The organism is Mesorhizobium sp. WSM4808 (genome assembly GCF_055811675.1).
The window spans coordinates 56,007-74,388 of sequence record NZ_JBVVQX010000015.1 but is presented as its reverse complement, the minus strand read 5'-3'; the positions used below and the strand labels follow the sequence as shown (position 1 = coordinate 74,388).

Annotated in this window: 17 protein-coding genes; 12 read left to right on the top strand and 5 right to left on the bottom strand. The window is 64.1% G+C overall.

Annotation, left to right across the window (positions count from 1 at the left end):
* Positions 1–55: 55 nt before the first annotated feature.
* Both AC0L2U_RS24920 and xylB read left to right on the top strand, forming a co-directional pair.
* On the top strand, positions 56–1,378 hold the full coding sequence (locus AC0L2U_RS24920; RefSeq protein WP_473602785.1) for a tetratricopeptide repeat protein: 1,323 nt from the start codon (positions 56–58) through the stop codon (positions 1,376–1,378).
* 82 nt (positions 1,379–1,460) lie between these two features.
* Positions 1,461–2,915 (top strand): xylulokinase, encoded by a 1,455-nt coding sequence (gene xylB, locus AC0L2U_RS24915; RefSeq protein ID WP_473602784.1) that lies wholly within the window; start codon positions 1,461–1,463, stop codon positions 2,913–2,915.
* A 197-nt stretch (positions 2,916–3,112) separates the two neighbouring features.
* On the opposite strand, the gene AC0L2U_RS24910 is transcribed toward xylB, so the two are convergent.
* Positions 3,113–3,475 (bottom strand): nuclear transport factor 2 family protein, encoded by a 363-nt coding sequence (locus AC0L2U_RS24910; RefSeq protein ID WP_127269938.1) that lies wholly within the window; start codon positions 3,473–3,475, stop codon positions 3,113–3,115.
* 112 nt (positions 3,476–3,587) lie between these two features.
* On the opposite strand from AC0L2U_RS24910, the gene xylA reads away from it, so the two are divergent.
* From xylA to AC0L2U_RS24895, 3 genes are all read left to right on the top strand, one after another.
* Entirely contained in the window at positions 3,588–4,913 is a 1,326-nt protein-coding gene (gene xylA, locus AC0L2U_RS24905) for a xylose isomerase (RefSeq protein WP_127328551.1), read from the top strand.
* 252 nt (positions 4,914–5,165) lie between these two features.
* On the top strand, positions 5,166–5,660 hold the full coding sequence (locus AC0L2U_RS24900; protein ID WP_164873729.1) for a GNAT family N-acetyltransferase: 495 nt from the start codon (positions 5,166–5,168) through the stop codon (positions 5,658–5,660).
* A 160-nt stretch (positions 5,661–5,820) separates the two neighbouring features.
* Entirely contained in the window at positions 5,821–6,024 is a 204-nt protein-coding gene (locus AC0L2U_RS24895; protein WP_127398055.1) for a hypothetical protein, read from the top strand.
* Positions 6,025–6,038: 14 nt separating this feature from the next.
* Here the strand turns inward: AC0L2U_RS24895 and AC0L2U_RS24890 are convergent, their stop codons facing one another.
* Complete coding sequence (locus tag AC0L2U_RS24890) at positions 6,039–7,019, bottom strand: GlxA family transcriptional regulator (protein WP_127398053.1); 981 nt, start codon at positions 7,017–7,019, stop codon at positions 6,039–6,041.
* Between the two features lie 128 nt (positions 7,020–7,147).
* Here AC0L2U_RS24890 and bcoG point away from each other — a divergent pair, with 128 nt between their 5' ends.
* The 7 genes from bcoG to AC0L2U_RS24855 all read left to right on the top strand — a co-directional run bounded on the left by bcoG (position 7,148) and on the right by AC0L2U_RS24855 (position 14,998).
* Positions 7,148–8,065, top strand: coding sequence for a 3-dehydrocarnitine:acetyl-CoA trimethylamine transferase BcoG (gene bcoG, locus AC0L2U_RS24885; protein ID WP_127808248.1), 918 nt, complete (start codon positions 7,148–7,150; stop codon positions 8,063–8,065).
* 22 nt (positions 8,066–8,087) lie between these two features.
* Entirely contained in the window at positions 8,088–8,717 is a 630-nt protein-coding gene (locus AC0L2U_RS24880) for an HD domain-containing protein (protein WP_127269384.1), read from the top strand.
* Positions 8,714–9,817, top strand: coding sequence for a carnitine 3-dehydrogenase (locus AC0L2U_RS24875; protein WP_127269385.1), 1,104 nt, complete (start codon positions 8,714–8,716; stop codon positions 9,815–9,817). The genes AC0L2U_RS24880 and AC0L2U_RS24875 overlap by 4 nt, the downstream gene beginning before the upstream one ends.
* A gap of 4 nt (positions 9,818–9,821) precedes the next feature.
* On the top strand, positions 9,822–10,985 hold the full coding sequence (locus AC0L2U_RS24870) for an acyl-CoA dehydrogenase family protein (protein WP_127398681.1): 1,164 nt from the start codon (positions 9,822–9,824) through the stop codon (positions 10,983–10,985).
* Between the two features lie 3 nt (positions 10,986–10,988).
* A complete protein-coding gene (locus tag AC0L2U_RS24865) occupies positions 10,989–13,067 on the top strand; it encodes an acetate--CoA ligase family protein (RefSeq protein WP_256746617.1) in 2,079 nt (692 codons plus the stop codon).
* Complete coding sequence (locus AC0L2U_RS24860; RefSeq protein ID WP_256746616.1) at positions 13,060–13,842, top strand: carnitinyl-CoA dehydratase; 783 nt, start codon at positions 13,060–13,062, stop codon at positions 13,840–13,842. The genes AC0L2U_RS24865 and AC0L2U_RS24860 overlap by 8 nt, the downstream gene beginning before the upstream one ends.
* 217 nt (positions 13,843–14,059) lie before the next feature.
* Positions 14,060–14,998 (top strand): alpha/beta hydrolase, encoded by a 939-nt coding sequence (locus AC0L2U_RS24855; protein WP_473602783.1) that lies wholly within the window; start codon positions 14,060–14,062, stop codon positions 14,996–14,998.
* A gap of 35 nt (positions 14,999–15,033) precedes the next feature.
* On the opposite strand, the gene AC0L2U_RS24850 is transcribed toward AC0L2U_RS24855, so the two are convergent.
* The 3 genes from AC0L2U_RS24850 to AC0L2U_RS24840 all read right to left on the bottom strand — a co-directional run bounded on the left by AC0L2U_RS24850 (position 15,034) and on the right by AC0L2U_RS24840 (position 18,356).
* Positions 15,034–16,683, bottom strand: coding sequence for an FAD-binding dehydrogenase (locus AC0L2U_RS24850; protein ID WP_473602782.1), 1,650 nt, complete (start codon positions 16,681–16,683; stop codon positions 15,034–15,036).
* A gap of 41 nt (positions 16,684–16,724) precedes the next feature.
* The gene (locus tag AC0L2U_RS24845; protein ID WP_292137022.1) at positions 16,725–17,711 is read right to left on the bottom strand and encodes a Gfo/Idh/MocA family protein; all 987 of its coding nucleotides are present in this window, start codon (positions 17,709–17,711) and stop codon (positions 16,725–16,727) included.
* A 69-nt stretch (positions 17,712–17,780) separates the two neighbouring features.
* A complete protein-coding gene (locus AC0L2U_RS24840; RefSeq protein ID WP_127808252.1) occupies positions 17,781–18,356 on the bottom strand; it encodes a YceI family protein in 576 nt (191 codons plus the stop codon).
* Between the last annotated feature and the right edge of the window lie 26 nt (positions 18,357–18,382).

The window sequence follows — 18,382 nt, the reverse complement described above, 5'->3', positions numbered from 1 at the left end:
ATCGGTTTGGGCCGAAGGATCGAGGCCCTGTCACGGATCGATGAAAGGACATCGCATGGCAACCAGGGACGCATTCGGCCTGGCGCTTTCGGGCGCGACGGCGGCGGGATCCACCCCCTACAGCCAGGCGGTGCGTGAACTGCAGTGCTTCATCGGCGACCCCGTAGCCTCCGACGACCGCGCCATCGCGGAAGATCCCGGCTTCGTCATGGCGCATGTCTTCAAGGGCTATCTGTTCGGCCTCGCCACCGAGCGGGAGGCGACAGCGGTGGCCAAGGCTTGCCATGAGGCGTCACTGCCGCTTGCCGCGACCACGCGCGAGCGGGCGCATGTCACAGCCCTGGGTCATCTCGCCAACGGACGCTGGCATCAAGCCAGCCGCATTCTCGAGGACATCACCATCGAGACCCCGCGCGACGGGCTGGCGCTGCAGGTCGGCCACCAGATCGATTTCTTCACCGGCAATGCACGCATGCTGCGCGACCGCATCGCACGCGCCCTGCCGTCCTGGCAAAGCGGCATGCCCGGCTACCACGCCATGCTCGGCATGCACGCCTTCGGGCTGGAGGAAATGGGTGACTATGTCAGGGCCGAGCAGCTTGGCCGCGCGGCGGTCGACATCGAGCCGCGCGACGGCTGGGCGCAGCATGCCGTCGCCCATGTCATGGAAATGCAGAGCCGGCAAAGGGATGGCATCGCCTGGATGCAGGCCAACCCGGAAGCGTGGACAAGGGAAAGCTTCCTGCAGGTGCACAATTGGTGGCACCTGGCGCTGTTCCACTATGATCTCGGCGAGACCGACGCGGTGCTGGCCCTCTATGACGGCCCCATCTACAGCGTGCAATCGACGATGGCGCTCAACATGGTCGATGCCTCGGCAGTCCTGTGGCGGCTCGCCCTCGGCGGCGTCGATGTCGGCGACCGCTGGGCGGCGCTCGCCGCCAATTGGCATAAGGCCGGCGCCGGCAATTATGCCTTCAACGATGCCCACGCGATGATGGCCTTTGTCGGTGCAGGGTTAGATGCGCCGGCCCTCGCTTTGCTTGAGGCTCAGCGCGAGGCCATGCGTGGCAGCGACGACAATGCGGCTTTCACGCGGGATGTCGGCCATCCGCTGACGCTCGCCATCAAGGCATTCGGTGAGGGCAGTTACGCCGAGACCGTGCGCCTGATCCGGCCGATCCGATCGATCTCCCATCGCTTCGGCGGCAGCCACGCCCAGCGCGATGTTATCGACCTGACGCTGATCGAGGCAGCGTTGCGCGCCGGTGACGGTGCGCTGGCCAGGGCGCTCACGGCCGAGCGTTCGATGGCGCGGCCCGACAGTCCGCTGTCAGCGCTGTTTGTGCGACGCGCCGCCGATTTGTCGGAGAATTGACCCGAAGCGGATCTTGTTTTAAAAACTGGCCAAGTCAGATTTTTTCGAGACCCGAAAAAATTAACTGGCGTGGGAGGAAGACATGTATCTGGGCCTCGATCTCGGAACGTCGGGCGTCAAGGCGCTGCTGATCGATGCCGGGCAAACCGTCATCGGTTCCGGCCATGGTTCGCTTGATGTTTCACGGCCGCATCCCGGCTGGTCGGAACAGAATCCCGAGCACTGGATCCGGGCCTGCGAAGACGCAATTGCCGAGCTCAAATCCTCCCATCCGGATGAACTCGCCGCGGTCAAGGGCATCGGCCTGTCCGGCCACATGCATGGCGCCACGCTGCTCGACGCCGCCGACAAGGTGCTGCGTCCCTGCATCCTGTGGAACGACACGCGCAGCCATGCCGAGGCGGCTGTCCTCGATGCCGATCCGCGCTTCCGCGCCCTGACCGGCAACATCGTCTTTCCCGGTTTCACGGCGCCGAAACTTGCCTGGGTGAAAAACAACGAACCTGCTCTCTTCGCCAAGGTCGCAAAAGTGCTGCTGCCCAAGGATTTCCTGCGGCTCTGGCTTTCGGGCGAACACATTTCGGAAATGTCGGATTCTGCCGGTACCTCCTGGCTCGATGTCGGCAAGCGGCGCTGGAGTACGGACCTGCTCGCAGCGACGTCGCTCGACGAGGAGCAGATGCCGTCGCTGGTCGAGGGTACGCACAAGGCAGGCGCACTGCGCAGTGAATTGGCCTCGAAATGGGGCGTCCAGGCCGGCATTCCAATCGCCGGCGGCGCCGGCGACAATGCGGCCTCGGCCTGCGGCATGGGCACGGTCGGCGCCGGCCACGCTTTCGTCTCGCTCGGCACATCGGGCGTGCTGTTTGCCGCCAACGCTTCCTACCTGCCCAACCCGGCTAGCGCGGTTCACACCTTCTGCCACGCCCTGCCGAACACCTGGCACCAGATGGGGGTCATCCTGTCGGCGACGGATTCGCTCAACTGGCTGTCCGAAATCACCGGGAAGAGCGCCGGCGAATTGACCGCCGAGCTCGGCGATACATTGAAGGCGCCGAGCGGCGTGTCCTTCCTGCCTTATCTCTCGGGTGAGCGCACACCCTACAATGATGCCGCCATTCGCGGCGCGTTCGCCGGGCTGGCGCATGAATCGAGCCGTGCCGTGCTGACCCAGGCCGTGCTGGAGGGTGTAGCCTTTGCCTTCCGCGACAGCCTCGAAGCCCTGGCCACGGCCGGCACGAGTCTGACGCGGGTGACGGCGATCGGCGGCGGTTCCCGCTCGCGCTACTGGCTGAAGGCGATTGCCACCGCGCTTCAACTGCCTGTCGACATTCCCGCCGACGGCGACTTCGGCGCCGCCTTTGGCGCCGCACGGCTCGGCCTGATCGCTGCGACTGGTGCCGATCCCCTGGAAGTCTGTACGGCACCGAGGACGGATGCCACGATCGAACCGGACGCGGCGCTTGGCGGCGTCTATGCCGATGCCTATCAGCGCTACCGGGAGCTGTACCCGGCGATCAGGGCTGTAACCGCGTGATTCAGTGCGAGGCGCCCCCCTCTGCCCTGCCGGGCATCTCCCCCTCTAGGGGGGAGATCGGCAGCGTTGACGGCTTTACTCGTCTTGCAAGGTTGATAATTAGCGATGGCGGGAAAGACAGCCAATCTCCCCCCTTGAGGGGGAGATGGCCGGCAGGCCAGAGGGGGGCGCTTCGCACCCGCCTCGCCCAGAAGTCCTTACTGCGCAGGCACCTTGTCGAGAAAGCCGGTGACGCTCTTCAGGCGGCCGTTCTCGATGATTCCGATGTCGGTACCTTCGATCACCGATGGCGTCCCCTCAGGCCCGAGATTCCACGAGAAGCGGATCTTGTCGGCAAAACCGTCCGGCGTGCCCTTCAGCGAGAACCGGAAGCCGGCAAAGCGCTGCTGCACGCCGTCGATCAGAGCCGCGACGCCTTCATGGCCGTCGCCCTGCATGAGCGGATCACGATAGCTGACGTCTTCCGTGAAGGTCGCCTTGAGCAATTCGGTCCGGCGGACGGCATCGCTTTCGTTCCAGGCGGTGATGTAGTTTTCAGCGATCTTGGTGAGGTCGGTCATGGTCTGTCTCCTTCATTTGACGGTTTTGACATGACCCTTTTCAACCGGCGCTGGCCTGAAACCAATTACGCCTGAGGTAATGGCGGCAGAACTTTGTGAGAGGACAGAAATCATGAGCAGCGGATTTTTCGGCGACATCAAGAAAATCAAATATGAAGGGCCGGATTCGACCAATCCGCTGGCCTATAGGTTCTACAATCCCGACGAGCTCGTCGCCGGCAAACGGCTGGAAGACCATCTGCGCTTCGCCGTCGCCTACTGGCACTCCTTTGCCTGGCCGGGCGGCGATCCGTTCGGCGGCCAGACCTTCGACCGGCCGTGGTTCCCCAAGGCAGGTGGCACCGACACGATGGAGCTGGCAAAGCTGAAAGCGGACGTCGCCTTCGAGATGTTCTCGCTGCTCGGCGCGCCCTATTTCTGCTTCCACGACGCCGATGTGCGGCCGGAAGGCAAGGATTTTTCCGAAAGTGCCGCGCGCCTCGACGAGATCGCCGATTACTTCGCGGGGAAGATGAAGCAGACCGGCGTCAAGCTGCTTTGGGGCACCGCCAATCTGTTCTCCAATCGCCGCTTCATGTCGGGGGCGGCCACCAATCCCGATCCGGATGTCTTTGCCTACGCAGCGGCGACGGTAAAAAGCTGCATCGACGTCACCAAGCGGCTGAAGGGCGAAAACTACGTGCTGTGGGGCGGGCGCGAAGGCTATGAGACGCTGCTCAACACCGACCTCGCGCGCGAGCAGGAACAGGCCGGCCGGTTCCTCAGCATGGTCGTCGACTACAAGCACAAAATCGGCTTCAAGGGCGCGATCCTGATCGAGCCGAAGCCGCAGGAGCCGACCAAGCATCAGTATGATTACGATGTCGCCACGGTCTACGGCTTCCTCAAGCGCTTCGGGCTGGAGAAGGAGGTCAAGGTCAATATCGAGCAGGGCCACGCCATCCTGGCCGGCCATTCCTTCGAGCACGAACTGGCTCTGGCCAATGCGCTCGGCATTTTCGGTTCGATCGATATGAACCGCAACGACTATCAGTCGGGATGGGACACCGACCAGTTCCCCAACAACGTGCCGGAAATGGCACTGGCCTACTACCAGGTCCTGCAGGCCGGCGGCTTCAAGACCGGCGGCACCAATTTCGACGCCAAGCTGCGCCGCCAGTCGCTCGATCCGCAGGACCTGCTGATCGGCCATATCGGCGGCATGGACTCTTGCGCACGTGGCCTGAAAGCCGCGGCCCGCATGGTTGAGGACAAGGCGCTATCGGCGCCGCTGGCCGAACGTTATGCCGGCTGGAACACGGCCGAGGGCAAGGCGATGCTCGCCGGCAAGCGCACGCTTGAGGATATCGCCGAGCGTGTCGTCAAGAAGAAGATCGAGCCGCAGCCGAGGTCCGGCCGCCAGGAACTGCTGGAAAATATCGTCAACCGCTACGTGTAAGGCGCGCGCCGCTCCATCTCTGGACCGACATCCGGCACCACTGGATGAAAGCCGCCGCCATCGCTATCTGCTAGTCAGCCCACTTCGCGAGAGGCTGCCGAGGATCGCACAGATCTTCGGCAGCCAGCGTGAGATCAAGATGCCACGCGTGTCGCCGAAAGAGAGCCCGTGCGGCAGCCTTTATTTTTATGCATGTCGTCATCCCAAAACCGCTGGCACTTTTGGGCGACATGCATTGGCGGGAGACGGAAAATGGCAGAGGATCGAATCATCGTGCGCCCGGCGCAGGCGAGCGATATTCCGGCGTTGAAGCAGGTGCTGCAGGAAACGTTCGAAGGCACATGGCTGCCGAACATCACCGAAGCAGCGGCGCGGTGCTATGTCGAGACGGATATTGGCGGGCGCTATGTCGACCGGAGCTGGCCTGAGTTCGCCGTTGCCGAGATCGATGGCGAGGTCGCCGGCCTGATCCATTGGCGCGCGGATTTCATCGAGGCCCTGCACGTCATGGCATCCCGTCAAGGCCAAGGTGTCGGCCGCAAGCTGCTTTCCCATGCCGAACAGGCAATCGGCACCGCCGGGTTGGCGCAGGCGCGGCTGGAAACCGACACGTTCAACCTGCCGGCACAAGCCCTCTACAAGGCGGTCGGCTATGTCGAGAAAAACCGCTATCCAGACGACGAATGGGACAGTGGCTTTACCACGAGTGCTGTTCGAAAAGCGGCTGTAGATCTCTCCTTGACCTGACCTGCCAAGGCGCAGGAACAGCTTTGCGCATGGCCCGGTCCCGCGACACGGTTTTGCCCTTCGACGCCCTTCAATGACCTCGCTCTTGCCTTCAAACAGCCGTCACGAATCTCGTATAAGACTGGCTCGTGGCGGGAGAGGAAGAAGGAGGCGAACCGATATGCAGAACGAACGTGAAATCGACGCCCTGCTCTCACCTGGCGAGGCTGGATCGATCATCGACCGGCTGATGGCGATGCCGCGGAAAACGGACGACGCCAAGATTTCGAATGAATGGGATCGCGCCGTGGCCAGCCGCTTCGAGACCCGTCTGGCCAGACAGATGCGCTCGCAAATCGACGGCGACCGCCAGAACGCGGCCTGATCGCGCGTTGAAACCTACCCCCTCCGCAACCTGACCGGCGCTTCGCCGAAAGTCTTTGAAAACGCCCTCGAAAATGCCGCGGCGGACGAGAACCCGGTCCGCCCGGCAATGTCGGCCATGGCAACCCTTGTGTCGACCACCAGCCGGCGCGCGGCACCGAGGCGCAGCCTGAGATAATAGGCGCCCGGCGTCTCGCCGATCGACTTGCGAAAGATGCTCTCCAATGTCCGCGCCGTCACCCCGGCGCGCTTTGCCACTGCTTCTATGGTCAGCGGCTGGTCGACATGCGCTTCCATCAGCCGGATGGCTTGCGCAAGGCGCGGGTCGTAGCCGTCGAGCCGGCCGAGCGAGACCAGCGGCTGTGCGTCGGTGGCGGCGCGCGCCTGGTCGTAGATGAAGACGCTGGCGACATCGAGTGCGACGGCCATGCCGAGCCGCGTACGGATGAGATGCAGCATCAGGTCGAAGGTCGGCGACGCGCCACCCGACGTGAACACCGGCCCGTCGATGACATAGCGGTCAGGGCGGACATCGACGCCGGGAAAGGCCGAGGAAAAATCCTCCATGTCCTCCCAGTGGGTGGTGGCGCTGCGCCCTTCCAGCAGGCCGGCGCGAGCCACCAGCCAGGTGCCCGCCTCGACACCGCCGCAAGCACGCGCCGTGCGTGCCGCCCGGCGCAGTCCGGACAACAGAGCCGACGTTGCATAATTCTGGGTGCCGAAGCCGGCGACGACGACAAGGACGTCGGTTGGCTCGCCCGCGTCGAAACGGCCACTGACCGCCACCGGCAGGCCGCATGTGGTGACCGGAGCCTCGCCGGTCACCGAGACCAGCCGAAAATCGAACAGGGTCTCGCCGGAGATGCGGTTGGCGGCCCGCAGTGGATCGACGGCGGATGCGACGCACATGATGGACGAGCCGGAAAACACCAGCAGCGTCACCTTGAGCGGCGAGCGCTCGGCGCGAAAGATCGTCGGTTTTTCGCTTTTCGTCATGGAAGCTTCGTAAAACGCAAAACAGTTTCCGGCAAGTCGGGCATTGTTGTGGTCATCTTTGTGCATGTCGTTATCCCAAAACCGGTTCCCACTTTTGGGCGACATGCATACTATTGGAGGAGAATTCCATGCCGCTTGCGATGAACCGCGAGGTCTTCATTACCTGTGCCGTGACTGGGTCCGGCGGGTCGCAGGACCGCAGCCCTCATGTGCCGCGCTCGCCAAAGCAGATCGCCGATTCGGCCATCGACGCGGCCAAGGCTGGCGCCGCAATCGTGCACTGCCACGTCCGCGACCCCGAAACCGGCAAGCCCAGGCGCGATGTGCATCTCTACCGCGAAGTGACCGAGCGCATCCGCGAGGCAGAAGTCGACGTCATCCTCAACCTGACCGCCGGCATGGGCGGCGACATGGTGTTCGGATCGCCGGAAGCGCCGCTGCCGCTCAACGAAAAAGGCACAGACATGGGCGGCGCCACCAACCGCATGGAACATGTGCGCCAATGCCTGCCGGAAATCTGCACGCTCGACTGCGGCACCATGAATTTCGCCGAGGCCGACTATGTCATGACCAACACGCCCGGCATGCTGCGCGCCATGGGCGGCATGATGACGGCGCTCGGCGTCAAGCCGGAGATCGAGGCCTTCGACACCGGTCATCTGTGGTTCGCCAAGCAGCTGGTCGAGGAAAAGGTGCTCAATCCGGATGCACTGGTGCAGCTCTGCATGGGCGTGCCGTGGGGCGCGCCCGACGACCTCAACACCTTCATGGCGATGGTCAACAATGTGCCGTCGACCTGGAACTGGTCGGCCTTTGCCATCGGCCGCAACCAGATGGCCTATGCTGCTGCGGCGGTGCTGGCCGGCGGCAATGTCCGCGTCGGTCTCGAAGACAATCTCTGGCTCGACAAGGGCGTACTGGCGACCAATGCGCAGTTGGTCGAGCGCGCCGCCAGCATCGTCACCAATCTCGGCGCCAGGATCCTTGGGCCGGAAGAGGTACGGCAGAAGCTCAACCTCACCAAGCGGGCGCCGATCGCGGCATAAATTATTCGTCGGGAGGGTCGGCATGACTACCGTAAAATTCACCGCAATGAAGGATGGCGACCGGGACGACTACGAGTTCCTGACCGCGCATGAGATCGACTATGCCGCCAGGACCGGCGAGCGGCTGCTCGATGCGCTGGTGCAGCTCGACGCGGGCCTTTCGGGCTACAAGATCACCCGGCTCGGCCATTCGCTGCAGGCGGCGACGCGTGCCTGGCGCGACGGCGCCGACACCGACTGGATCGCCTGCGCGCTACTGCACGACATCGGCGACATCTATGCGCCTTACAATCACGACGAATATGCCGCTTCGATCCTGAAACCCTTCGTGCGCGAACAATGCACTTGGGTGGTGGAGAAACATGGCGACTTCCAGCGGCTCTACTATGCCCATCACCTCGGCGGTAACCGCCATGCGCGCGACCGCTTTGCCGGCCACGCCTATTTCGACGATTGCGACCAGTTTTGCGAACGCTGGGACCAGTCCAGCTTCGACCCCGATTATGACACGCTGCCGATCGAATTCTTCCGGCCCTTCGTCCTCGAAGTCTTTGCCCGCAAGGCATACGACCCGTCCGTGATCCGCGCCGGCGAACGCGTGCCGCTCATAGATCCCACAACCGCCATGACCAGAACCGGAGCTTCCGCATGAGCATCATCAACAAGGCAGCCGCCATCGGTGGCGGCGTCATCGGCGCCGGCTGGGTGGCGCGGCTGCTGCTCAACGGCATCGACGTGTCGATCTTCGATCCCGATCCCGAGGCGTCGCGCAAGGTCGGCGAAGTGATGAAGGGCGCGCGCCGCGCCTACAAGCAGATGGTACCCGGCGGTTTGCCAAAAGAGGGCAAGCTGACCTTTGCCAAGACCATCGCCGAGGCAGTGGCCGATGCCGATTTCATTCAGGAAAGCGTGCCGGAACGGCTCGACCTCAAGCACCGGGTGCTCGCCGAGATCGATACCCACGCGCCGGCCAATGCGATTGTCGGTTCCTCGACCTCCGGCATCAAGCCAACCGACATGCAGGTGGCGATGAAGAAGCATCCGGAGCGGCTGGTCGTCGGCCATCCGTTCAACCCGGTCTATCTCCTGCCGCTGGTCGAGATCGTGGGCGGCGAGCAGACCTTTCCCGAGGCGATCGAGGTCGCCAAGGAGATGTATGCCTCGATCGGCATGAAGCCGGTCGTCATCCGCAAGGAGATCGAGGCCTTCGTCGGCGACCGCCTGCTCGAAGCGGCATGGCGCGAGGCGCTGTGGCTGATCAAGGACGGCATCTGCACGGTCGAGGAACTCGACGACATCATGCGCTACGGCTTCGGCCTGCGCTGGGCGCAGATGGGCATGTTCCAGGTCTATCGCGTCGCCGGTGGCGAGGCCGGCATGCGCCACTTCATGGCGCAGTTCGGGCCCTGCCTGAAATGGCCATGGACCAAGCTGATGGATGTGCCGGAGTTCAACGACGAACTGGTCGACCTGATCGCCACGCAATCGGACGACCAGGCACATGGGCTGTCGATCCGCGAACTGGAAAAAATCCGCGACGACAATCTGGTCGCCATCATGGACGCGCTGTCGAAGCAGAACAAAGGCAAGGGCTGGGGCGCCGGCGCGCTGCACAAGGACTATACCAGGCAACTGGCCAAGCTGGCGGCGAAGAAGCCCACGGCCTCCAAGGCGGCCGAGAAGGCCAAAGCCTTGAAACCGGTGAAGAAAGCCGAAAAGCCGAAGAAGAAGCCCGGCAAGAAGAAAGGCTGAGAGCATGGATTTCGGGCTGTCGGAGGAACAGAGGCTCATCGTCGAGACGACGCGTGCGTTCGTCGAGAACGAGCTTTACCCGCATGAGCGCGAGGTCGAGCGCACCGGCGTGCTGCGCCGCGACCTGATCGAGGAGATCAAGGTCAAGGCGATCGAAGCTGGGCTCTATGCCGCCAACATGCCGGCCGATGTCGGCGGTGCTGGCCTCGATACGGTGACTTGGCTGCTCTACGAAAAGGAGCTTGGCCGCGCCAATTACGCGCTGCACTGGACTTGCGTGGCGCGGCCCTCCAACATCCTCCTGGCCGGCACGCCGGAGCAGCGCGAGAAATATCTGTTCCCCTGCATCCGCGGCGAGAAATGGGACTGCCTGGCGATGACCGAGCCGGGCGCAGGCTCCGATTTGCGCGGCATGAAGGCGACCGCCGTACAGGACGGCGACGACTGGGTGCTGAACGGCACCAAGCATTTTATCTCCCACGCCGACCTCGCCGACTTTGCCATCGTTTTCATGGCCTCAGGCGAAGAGGATTCGCCGCGCGGCAGGCGCAAGAAGATCACCGCATTCTTCGTCGACAAAGGGACGAAGGGCTTCACCGTCCGCGATGGCTACCGCAACGTCTCGCATCGCGGCTACACCAACGCCATCCTCGAATTCGACGATTGCCGGCTTCCCGCCGCCCAAGTGTTGGGCGAAGTCCACAAGGGGTTCGACGTCGCCAATTCATGGCTCGGCGCCACCCGGCTGCAGGTCGGCGCCACCTGCCTCGGCCGCGCCGAGCGGGCGCTTGGCCATGCCATCGAGTATGCCGCGCAGCGCCAGCAGTTCGGCCAGCAGATCGGCAAGTTCCAGGGCGTGTCGTTCAAGCTTGCCGACATGGCGACCGAATTGAAGGCCGCCGACCTGATGGTGTTCGAAGCCGGCTGGAAGTACGATCAGGGCACTGTCACCGATCAGGACATGGCCATGGCCAAGCTGAAGGCCACCGAGATGCTTGCATACGTTGCCGATGAGGCGATCCAGATTCATGGCGGCATGGGACTGATGGACGATTTGCCACTGGAGCGCATCTGGCGCGACGCGCGCGTCGAGCGCATCTGGGAAGGCACGTCAGAGATCCAGCGCCACATTATTTCAAGGGCGCTGCTGCGTCCGTTCGGGGCATAACATATGCATAAACTTGAGCGTCTCCTGCGGCCGAAATCGATCGCCGTCTTCGGCGGTGCGCAGGCCGCGGCCGTCGTCGCGCAATCGATCAAGATGGGCTTTGCCGGCGAGATCTGGCCGGTGCATCCGACCAAGGACGAGGTCGCGGGCCGCAAGGCCTATCGTTCGGTCGCCGATTTGCCTGACGCGCCGGACGCCGCCTTTGTCGGCGTCAATCGGCATTTGACCATCGAGGTGATCAAGGCGCTGGCCGAGCGCGGCGCCGGCGGCGCCGTCTGCTTTGCCGCCGGCTTCCTTGAGACCGAGGCCTACGACGACGACGGCGAGCGGCTGCAGGCCGAGCTGGTTGCGGCAGCCGGCTCGATGCCGATCATCGGGCCGAATTGCTACGGCCTGATCAATTATGCCGACGGCGCGCTTTTGTGGCCCGACCAGCATGGCGGCATAAGACTGGCCGAGGGCGGCAAGGGCGTCGCCATCATCACCCAGTCCTCCAACATCGCCATCAACATGACGATGCAAAGGCGCGGCCTGCCGATCGCTTTCCTGATGACCGCCGGCAACCAGGCGCAGACCGGGCTGTCCGAAATGGCGCTTGGCCTGATCGAGGACGAGCGGGTCACGTCGCTCGGCCTGCACATCGAGGCTTTCGATTCGGTAGCCGGCTTCGAGCGGCTGGCAGCACGGGCGCGCGAGCTGAAAAAGCCGATCATCGCCATGAAGGTCGGCCGTTCCGAACAGGCCAGGCAGGCGACCGTCTCGCATACCGCGTCGCTGGCCGGCTCGGATGCGGCCTCGGGTGCGTTCCTGCGGCGGCTCGGCATTGCGCGTGTCGATTCGATTCCCGCCTTCATCGAAGCGCTGAAGCTGCTGCACATCACCGGACCTTTGCCCGGCTATAGGCTGTCGTCGATGAGCTGCTCCGGCGGCGAGGCCTCTGTCATGGCCGACAGCGCCGAAGGGCGCTGGGTCAATTTCCCTGTGCTGACCGACAGCCACCGCGCCCATGTCAAATCGACGCTCGGGCCGCTGGTCGCGGTCGCCAATCCCTTGGACTATCACACCTTCATCTGGAACAACGAGCCGGCGATGACCGCCACCTTCACCGCAATGGTGTCGGGCGGCTTCGACCTCAACATGCTGGTGCTGGATTTTCCGCGACCTGATCGTTGTTCGGTCACCGATTGGTGGGCGACGCTGCGCGCCTTCGAATCGGCGCTGAAGACCAACAAGGCGCATGGCGCGATCGTCTCGTCGCTGCCGGAAAACCTGCCGGAGGAGTACACCGCCGAACTGATGGCGCGCGGCATGGTGCCGTTGTTCGGCATTTCGGAAGCCATGGATGCCGCCGGGGCGGCGGCCTTCATCGGTTGGGCTTGGGCCGAACCACAGGCGCAGCCGATCGACACTTCTGCTGCCGGTGCGCCTCGTGGCGACCATGTCACGCCCGACGAGGCCGAAGCAAAATCGCGGCTGATCAAGGCCGGCCTGCCTGTGCCGAAGGGCGAACGCGCCGCCAATGCGGTCGAGGCGGTGATCTCTTCCATGGCGCTTGGCTTCCCGGTGGCGCTGAAGGCGCTCGGCGTCAGCCACAAATCCGAAGTTGGCGCCGTCAGGCTCAACCTCAGGGATGCCGAATCCGTCAGCACCGCGGCGCATGACCTGTTGCCGCTCGGCACCGGGCTCTATGTGGAGCGCATGGTGCGCGACGGTGTCGCGGAACTGATCGTCGGCTTCACCCGCGACCCGATGTTCGGCGCGGTGATGACCTTGGGCACCGGCGGCGTGCTGGTCGAACTGTTGCGCGACAGCGTCACGCTGATGCTGCCGGCAACCCGCGACGACATCGAGGCGGCATTGCGCGGCCTGAAACTGTTCCCGCTGCTCGAAGGCTATCGCGGCCGGCCGAAAGCCGATGTCGCGGCCGCCATCGATGCCATCTCGGGCATTGCCGGCTTCGTGCAGGAGAATGCCGGCGAGATCGAGGAACTCGACATCAACCCGCTGATCGTCTGTGCAGAGGGCAAGGGCGCCTGGATCGCCGACGCGCTGCTGGTGCTGGGAGAGAACAAGAATGTCTGACGTCATTTCTACCCGCCGCGAGGGCCCGATCCTCGAAGTCACCCTCGACCGGCCCAAGGCCAACGCCATCGACCTGAAGACCTCGCGGCTGATGGGCGAGACCTTCAAGGCGTTCCGCGACGATCCGGAATTGCGCGTCGCCATCGTCAAGACCGCCGGCGACAAGTTCTTCTGTGCCGGCTGGGACCTCAAAGCCGCTGCCGGCGGCGATGCCGTCGATGGCGACTATGGCGTCGGCGGCTTTGCCGGGCTGCAAGAATTGCGCGACCTCAACAAGCCGGTGATCGCTTGCGTCAACGGCATGGCGGTCGGCGGCGGCTTCGAGCTGGCGCTGTCCTGCGACCTCATCTATGCCTCCGATCATTCCTCCTTCGCGCTCCCCGAAATCCGCGCCGGCACGCTGGCCGACGCGGCAACGATCAAACTGCCGAAGCGCATCCCCTACCATGTCGCCATGGACCTTCTGCTGACCGGCCGCTGGATGGATGTGGCCGAGGCGCATCGCTGGGGCCTGGTCAACGAAGTGCTGCCCAAGGAGAAGCTCGAGGACCGTGTCTGGGAGATCGCCCGGCTGCTCGCAGGCGGCCCGCCGCTGGTCTTTGCAGCGATCAAGGAGACCGCGCGTGTGGCCGAGGCGCTGACCTTCCAGGACGCCATGAACAAGGTGACCCGCCGCCAGCTGCCGACGGTCGATGCCCTCTACGGCTCCGAGGATGGCATGGAGGGTTTTCGCGCTTTTGCGGAGAAGCGTGAGCCGGTTTGGAAGGGGAAGTAGTGGATACCGCCGGAACGATGGCGCTTACCCCCCTCTGGCCTGCCGGCCATCTCCCCCTCAAGGCGGGAGATTGGCAGCTTCGATCTCTGCACTCTTCTTGCGACGCAGAAGGTTGGCGAAAGTCTTCGCAACATCCGATCTCCCCCCTTGAGGGGGAGATGTCCGGCAGGACAGAGGGGGGCGCCCTGGCTCAGCCTTGGGCGCCTTTCCAGCACCCATGACCGATTACAAAATCCTCATCGACGCCGAGACCTGGGCGTTCATAGAGCGGACCAATTCCTACTATCCGCCCGACACGATCGATTACACGATCGCGCAGCAGCGCGGGATCTATGACCGCATGTGCCGCGAATTCTTTGCCGGCTATCCCGAAGGCGTGGCGGTCGAAACCTCAGCCATTGCGACGCCCACGCACGACATCCCGATCCGCACCTACCGAAGCACACACAAAGCTGCGGTGACGGTGCTCTATGTCCATGGCGGCGGCTTCATCCTCGGTGGGCTGGACAGCCACGACGATGTCTGCGCCGAGCTCTGTGCCCGCACCGGCTATGAGGTGGTCTCGGTCGATTATCGGCTGGCGCCGGAGCATCTGCATCCGGCGGCCTTCGACGATGCGATGAGCGCCTTCGAATGGGCCGCCGCCAATCGCGATCATCCTATCGTGCTGTGCGGCGACAGCGCCGGCGGCAATCTCTGCGCCGCCGTCAGTCACGCCACGCGTGACCGTTCGAAAAGGCCGTTTGGCCAGGTGCTGATCTATCCCGGCCTCGGCGGAGACCGCGCGAAAGGCTCCTATGTCAAGCACGCCGAAGCGCCAATGCTGACCGTGCGCGATCTCGAATTCTACAAGCATATCCGCACCGGCGGCGTTGATAGGACCGGGGACATCACGCTGTCGCCGCTCGCCGACACCGACTTCTCCAACCTGCCGCCGACAGTACTGATCACCGCCGAGTGCGACCCGCTGTCGTCGGATGGCGAGAGCTATCACGACCTGGTCGTGGCGGCGGGCGGACGCGCAACCTGGTTCGAGGAAACGGGGCTGGTGCATGGTTATCTCCGAGGCCGGCACACGGTCGGCCGCGCCCGCGCAAGCTTCACCCGGATCGTCGATGCGGTGACCGCGCTTGGACAGGGCGATTGGCGCTGGTGATCGCGGCTGGACTCTGAGGACCGACCGGCCCCGGCTCATCCCACCGAAGCGGCCGCCGCACGGCCGGCGCTGCGGCCGGAAAAGATGCAGCCGCCGAGGAAGGTGCCCTCAAGCGCCGCATAACCATGCACACCGCCGCCGCCAAAACCGGCGGCTTCGCCGACGGCGTAGAGTCCCGCAACCGGCTGGCCATCGGCACCCAGCACGCGGCTGTCGAGATCGGTCTGCAGGCCGCCCAGCGTCTTGCGCGTCAGGATGTTGAGGCGCACCGCTATCAGCGGGCCGTTTGCCGGATCGAGCATCTTGTGCGGCTTGGCCGTGCGGATCAGCCGGTCGCCGAGATAGGCGCGCGCCCCGCGCAGAGCGGTGATTTGCATGTCCTTGGAGAACGGGTTGTCGAGCTGCCGGTCGCGGGCGCGGATTTCGCGCTCGACTTGGGCTACCTCAAGAAGCGGCTCGCCGCCGGCAAGCGCGTTCATGCGCGCGACCAGCGTCGGCAAGTCGGCCTCGACGATGAAATCCTCGCCCTTCTCCATGAACGCCTTGACCGGGCTCGGAATGCCCGATGTGGCGCGACCGAGCACCTGGCGCCAACTCTTGCCGGTCAGGTCCGGGTTCTGTTCGGAGCCCGACAGCGCGAACTCCTTCTGGATGATCTTCTTGGTCAGGATGAACCAGGAATAGTCGAAGCCGGTGCTCATGATGTGGCTGAGTGTGCCCAGCGTATCGAAACCGGGATAGAGCGGCACCGGCAGGCGCTTGCCGCGCGCATCGAGCCACAGCGATGACGGGCCGGGCAGGATGCGGATCGCATGATCGGTCCAGACCGGCCCCCAATTCTTGATGCCCTCGACATAGTGCCACATGCGGTCGCGGTTGATGATCGAACCGCCGGCCCGTTCCGTGATCGCCAGCATGCGGCCGTCGACATGATCGGGCACGCCGGTGATCATGCGCTTCGGTGCCGCGCCCAGCCGCTGCGGCCAGTTTTCCCGCACAAGCTGATGGTTGGCGCCGATGCCGCCGGAGGCGACGATCACCGCTTGCGCGTGAAGCTCGAAATCGCCTGATATTTCGCGCGAACTCTTGTGGCCGCGCTCGACAGCGCTGGGCTGCAGGATGTCGCCACGCACACCGGTCACAACAGCACCCGTCCGCGTCAGTTCATTGACGCGGTGGCGGAATTTGAAACTGATCAATCCGCGCTTTTGGGCCTCGCGCACGCGCTGGGCGAACGGTTCGAGCACACCGGGGCCGGTGCCCCAGAAGCGCGGCACCGAATTGCCATGGCCGATGGCATTGCCGCCGCCCCGCTCGGCCCAGCCGACCACAGGAAAGAATTTCAGGCCGCGCTGCATCAGCCAGGAGCGTTTCTCGCCGGCGGCGAAGCCGACATAGGCTTCCGCCCATTTGCGCGGCCAGAAATCCTCCGGCCGATCGAAAGCCGCGGTGCCCAACCAGTCTTCCAACGCCAAGTCATGCGAATCGCGGATGCGCATGCGCCGCTGCTCGGGCGAATCGACGAGAAAAAGGCCGCCGAACGACCAGAATGCCTGGCCGCCCAGCGACTGCTCGGGCTCCTGGTCGACGATGATGATTTTCTTGCCGGCCTCGGCAAGCTCGGCGGCGGCAACCAGCCCTGCAAGGCCGGCGCCGACAATGATCACGTCCGCATCGTCAGCCATCTTTCCTCCCAGAATTAGCCGGCTACTTCAATTGCAAGGGGTCAGACGGTCTCCCAGCCTTCTTTGCCGCCGGCGCGGAAGATGGCATCGATGACTTTCTGGTTGAGCACGGATTCCTCCAGCGTGAAGACGCGCTCCTTGCCGCCCTGTGCTGCACGCGCGAAGGTCTCGACCTCCAGCCGGTATTGCTGCGTGCCGGGAAAGCGGAACACCTGCGCCTCGGTGTGGTTCTGGTTGTGCAGTTCGACGCGGTGGTGGTCGTAGAGCCCGGCATTGAAGGGCGAGAACAACTCGATGAAACCCTTCTCGCCGTGGAACACCATCACCTGGCGCGCCGCCATCTGCGTCGACAGATAGAAGGACAGCTCGAAGTCGCCGAAATCGGCGCGGATCGAGGAGTAGATGTCGGTGCCGAATGTCTTGTCGCGCTCGATCGTCGCCTGCACGCGCAGCGGCTCCTTGCCGGTCGAAAAGCGCGTCGACACGGTCGGGTAGACGCCGATATCGGGCAGCGCGCCGCCGCCGAGGTCGAGCTGGTTGCGCATGTTGCTGGGGTCGACATTGTAGTAGGAGAAGGCACCCTGCACATGGCGCGGCCGGCCGATGGCGCCGCTGGCGATGAGGTCGCGTACTTTGATCCATTGCGGGTGGTAGATGACCATGAAGGCCTCGCAGACCAGCACCTTTTTCTGGTCGCGCAGCTTGATCAGCGGCAGGATGTCCTTGGCGTCGAGCGCCAGCGGCTTTTCGACCAGCACGTGCTTGCCGGCTTCGATGGCCTTGGCCGCCCATTCGACATGCTGCGAGGTCGGCAACGGGATGTAGACGCCATCGACCTCGTCGGAGGCAAGCAGTTCCTCATAGGAGCCGAAGGCATGGCGCGCGCCGAAGCGCTCGGCCAGCGCCTTGGCCTTCGACAGGTCACGGCTGGCGATCGCCGACAGCACGCCGTTCTCCGCCTCGACCATCGCCGGCAACAAATGCTCGCGGCCGATCTTGGCCGTCGACAACACACCCCATCGGAACATCAGGCTTCTCCATCACAATTACAGGCAACGAGGTTTGCCCGAAATCGCCGGAAAAGCCAATGACGAGGGTCAGCCCCTTTTGCCGGTCAGCGTCATGTCGAAGTCGACGATGTTGGAATAGATTGGCGTGCCGACATCCATGCCGTAGCGCGACCTCAGCACCTTGCCGGTGACATGGAATTTGATCGTCCCGGCCTTGAGACCGCCAAGCTCGGCCGTGAACTTTTCCGGAAACGTCTTGCCGCGCGCCGTCAGCCGGCCGCTGACGAGGGCCGTGGTGTCGCTGGTTCGGGTCACGCTGGTAGAGCGGAACTGGATCTCCGGGTTGTTGGCGGCATCGAACACCGCGTCGGAGCGCAGGAAGGCATCGATACGGCTCTGGCCGGTGCCAACGCTTTCGGGAAAGATGGTGAAATTGACCTGCGAGTGCCCGACATCGCTGTTGTCGATGCGGATCGAGCCCTTGAAGCGGGCGAAGGCGCCATTCAGGCCGCCGCCGCCGACCTTGCCGATGGAGAAGCGGATGCTGGAGTTGGCCGGGCTGATCGAATAGCTGCCGGCGGCGTCACCAAGCGCGACGGCCGCTGAAACAGGCATGGCGAGGCAAGCGGCGACCGCCGCAAATCCGAGGATGCGCGTGTACATGGGGATGTTCCTTGTTGGAGGCAGCG

What these genes read in the sequence shown, in the direction of transcription:
- AC0L2U_RS24920 (WP_473602785.1), top strand. Translation starts at nt 56, where the DNA reads ATGGCAACCAGGGACGCATTCGGCCTGGCGCTTTCGGGCGCGACGGCG.
- xylB (WP_473602784.1), top strand. Translation starts at nt 1,461, where the DNA reads ATGTATCTGGGCCTCGATCTCGGAACGTCGGGCGTCAAGGCGCTGCTG.
- AC0L2U_RS24910 (WP_127269938.1), bottom strand. Translation starts at nt 3,475, where the DNA reads ATGACCGACCTCACCAAGATCGCTGAAAACTACATCACCGCCTGGAAC.
- xylA (WP_127328551.1), top strand. Translation starts at nt 3,588, where the DNA reads ATGAGCAGCGGATTTTTCGGCGACATCAAGAAAATCAAATATGAAGGG.
- AC0L2U_RS24900 (WP_164873729.1), top strand. Translation starts at nt 5,166, where the DNA reads ATGGCAGAGGATCGAATCATCGTGCGCCCGGCGCAGGCGAGCGATATT.
- AC0L2U_RS24895 (WP_127398055.1), top strand. Translation starts at nt 5,821, where the DNA reads ATGCAGAACGAACGTGAAATCGACGCCCTGCTCTCACCTGGCGAGGCT.
- AC0L2U_RS24890 (WP_127398053.1), bottom strand. Translation starts at nt 7,019, where the DNA reads ATGACGAAAAGCGAAAAACCGACGATCTTTCGCGCCGAGCGCTCGCCG.
- bcoG (WP_127808248.1), top strand. Translation starts at nt 7,148, where the DNA reads ATGCCGCTTGCGATGAACCGCGAGGTCTTCATTACCTGTGCCGTGACT.
- AC0L2U_RS24880 (WP_127269384.1), top strand. Translation starts at nt 8,088, where the DNA reads ATGACTACCGTAAAATTCACCGCAATGAAGGATGGCGACCGGGACGAC.
- AC0L2U_RS24875 (WP_127269385.1), top strand. Translation starts at nt 8,714, where the DNA reads ATGAGCATCATCAACAAGGCAGCCGCCATCGGTGGCGGCGTCATCGGC.
- AC0L2U_RS24870 (WP_127398681.1), top strand. Translation starts at nt 9,822, where the DNA reads ATGGATTTCGGGCTGTCGGAGGAACAGAGGCTCATCGTCGAGACGACG.
- AC0L2U_RS24865 (WP_256746617.1), top strand. Translation starts at nt 10,989, where the DNA reads ATGCATAAACTTGAGCGTCTCCTGCGGCCGAAATCGATCGCCGTCTTC.
- AC0L2U_RS24860 (WP_256746616.1), top strand. Translation starts at nt 13,060, where the DNA reads ATGTCTGACGTCATTTCTACCCGCCGCGAGGGCCCGATCCTCGAAGTC.
- AC0L2U_RS24855 (WP_473602783.1), top strand. Translation starts at nt 14,060, where the DNA reads ATGACCGATTACAAAATCCTCATCGACGCCGAGACCTGGGCGTTCATA.
- AC0L2U_RS24850 (WP_473602782.1), bottom strand. Translation starts at nt 16,683, where the DNA reads ATGGCTGACGATGCGGACGTGATCATTGTCGGCGCCGGCCTTGCAGGG.
- AC0L2U_RS24845 (WP_292137022.1), bottom strand. Translation starts at nt 17,711, where the DNA reads ATGTTCCGATGGGGTGTGTTGTCGACGGCCAAGATCGGCCGCGAGCAT.
- AC0L2U_RS24840 (WP_127808252.1), bottom strand. Translation starts at nt 18,356, where the DNA reads ATGTACACGCGCATCCTCGGATTTGCGGCGGTCGCCGCTTGCCTCGCC.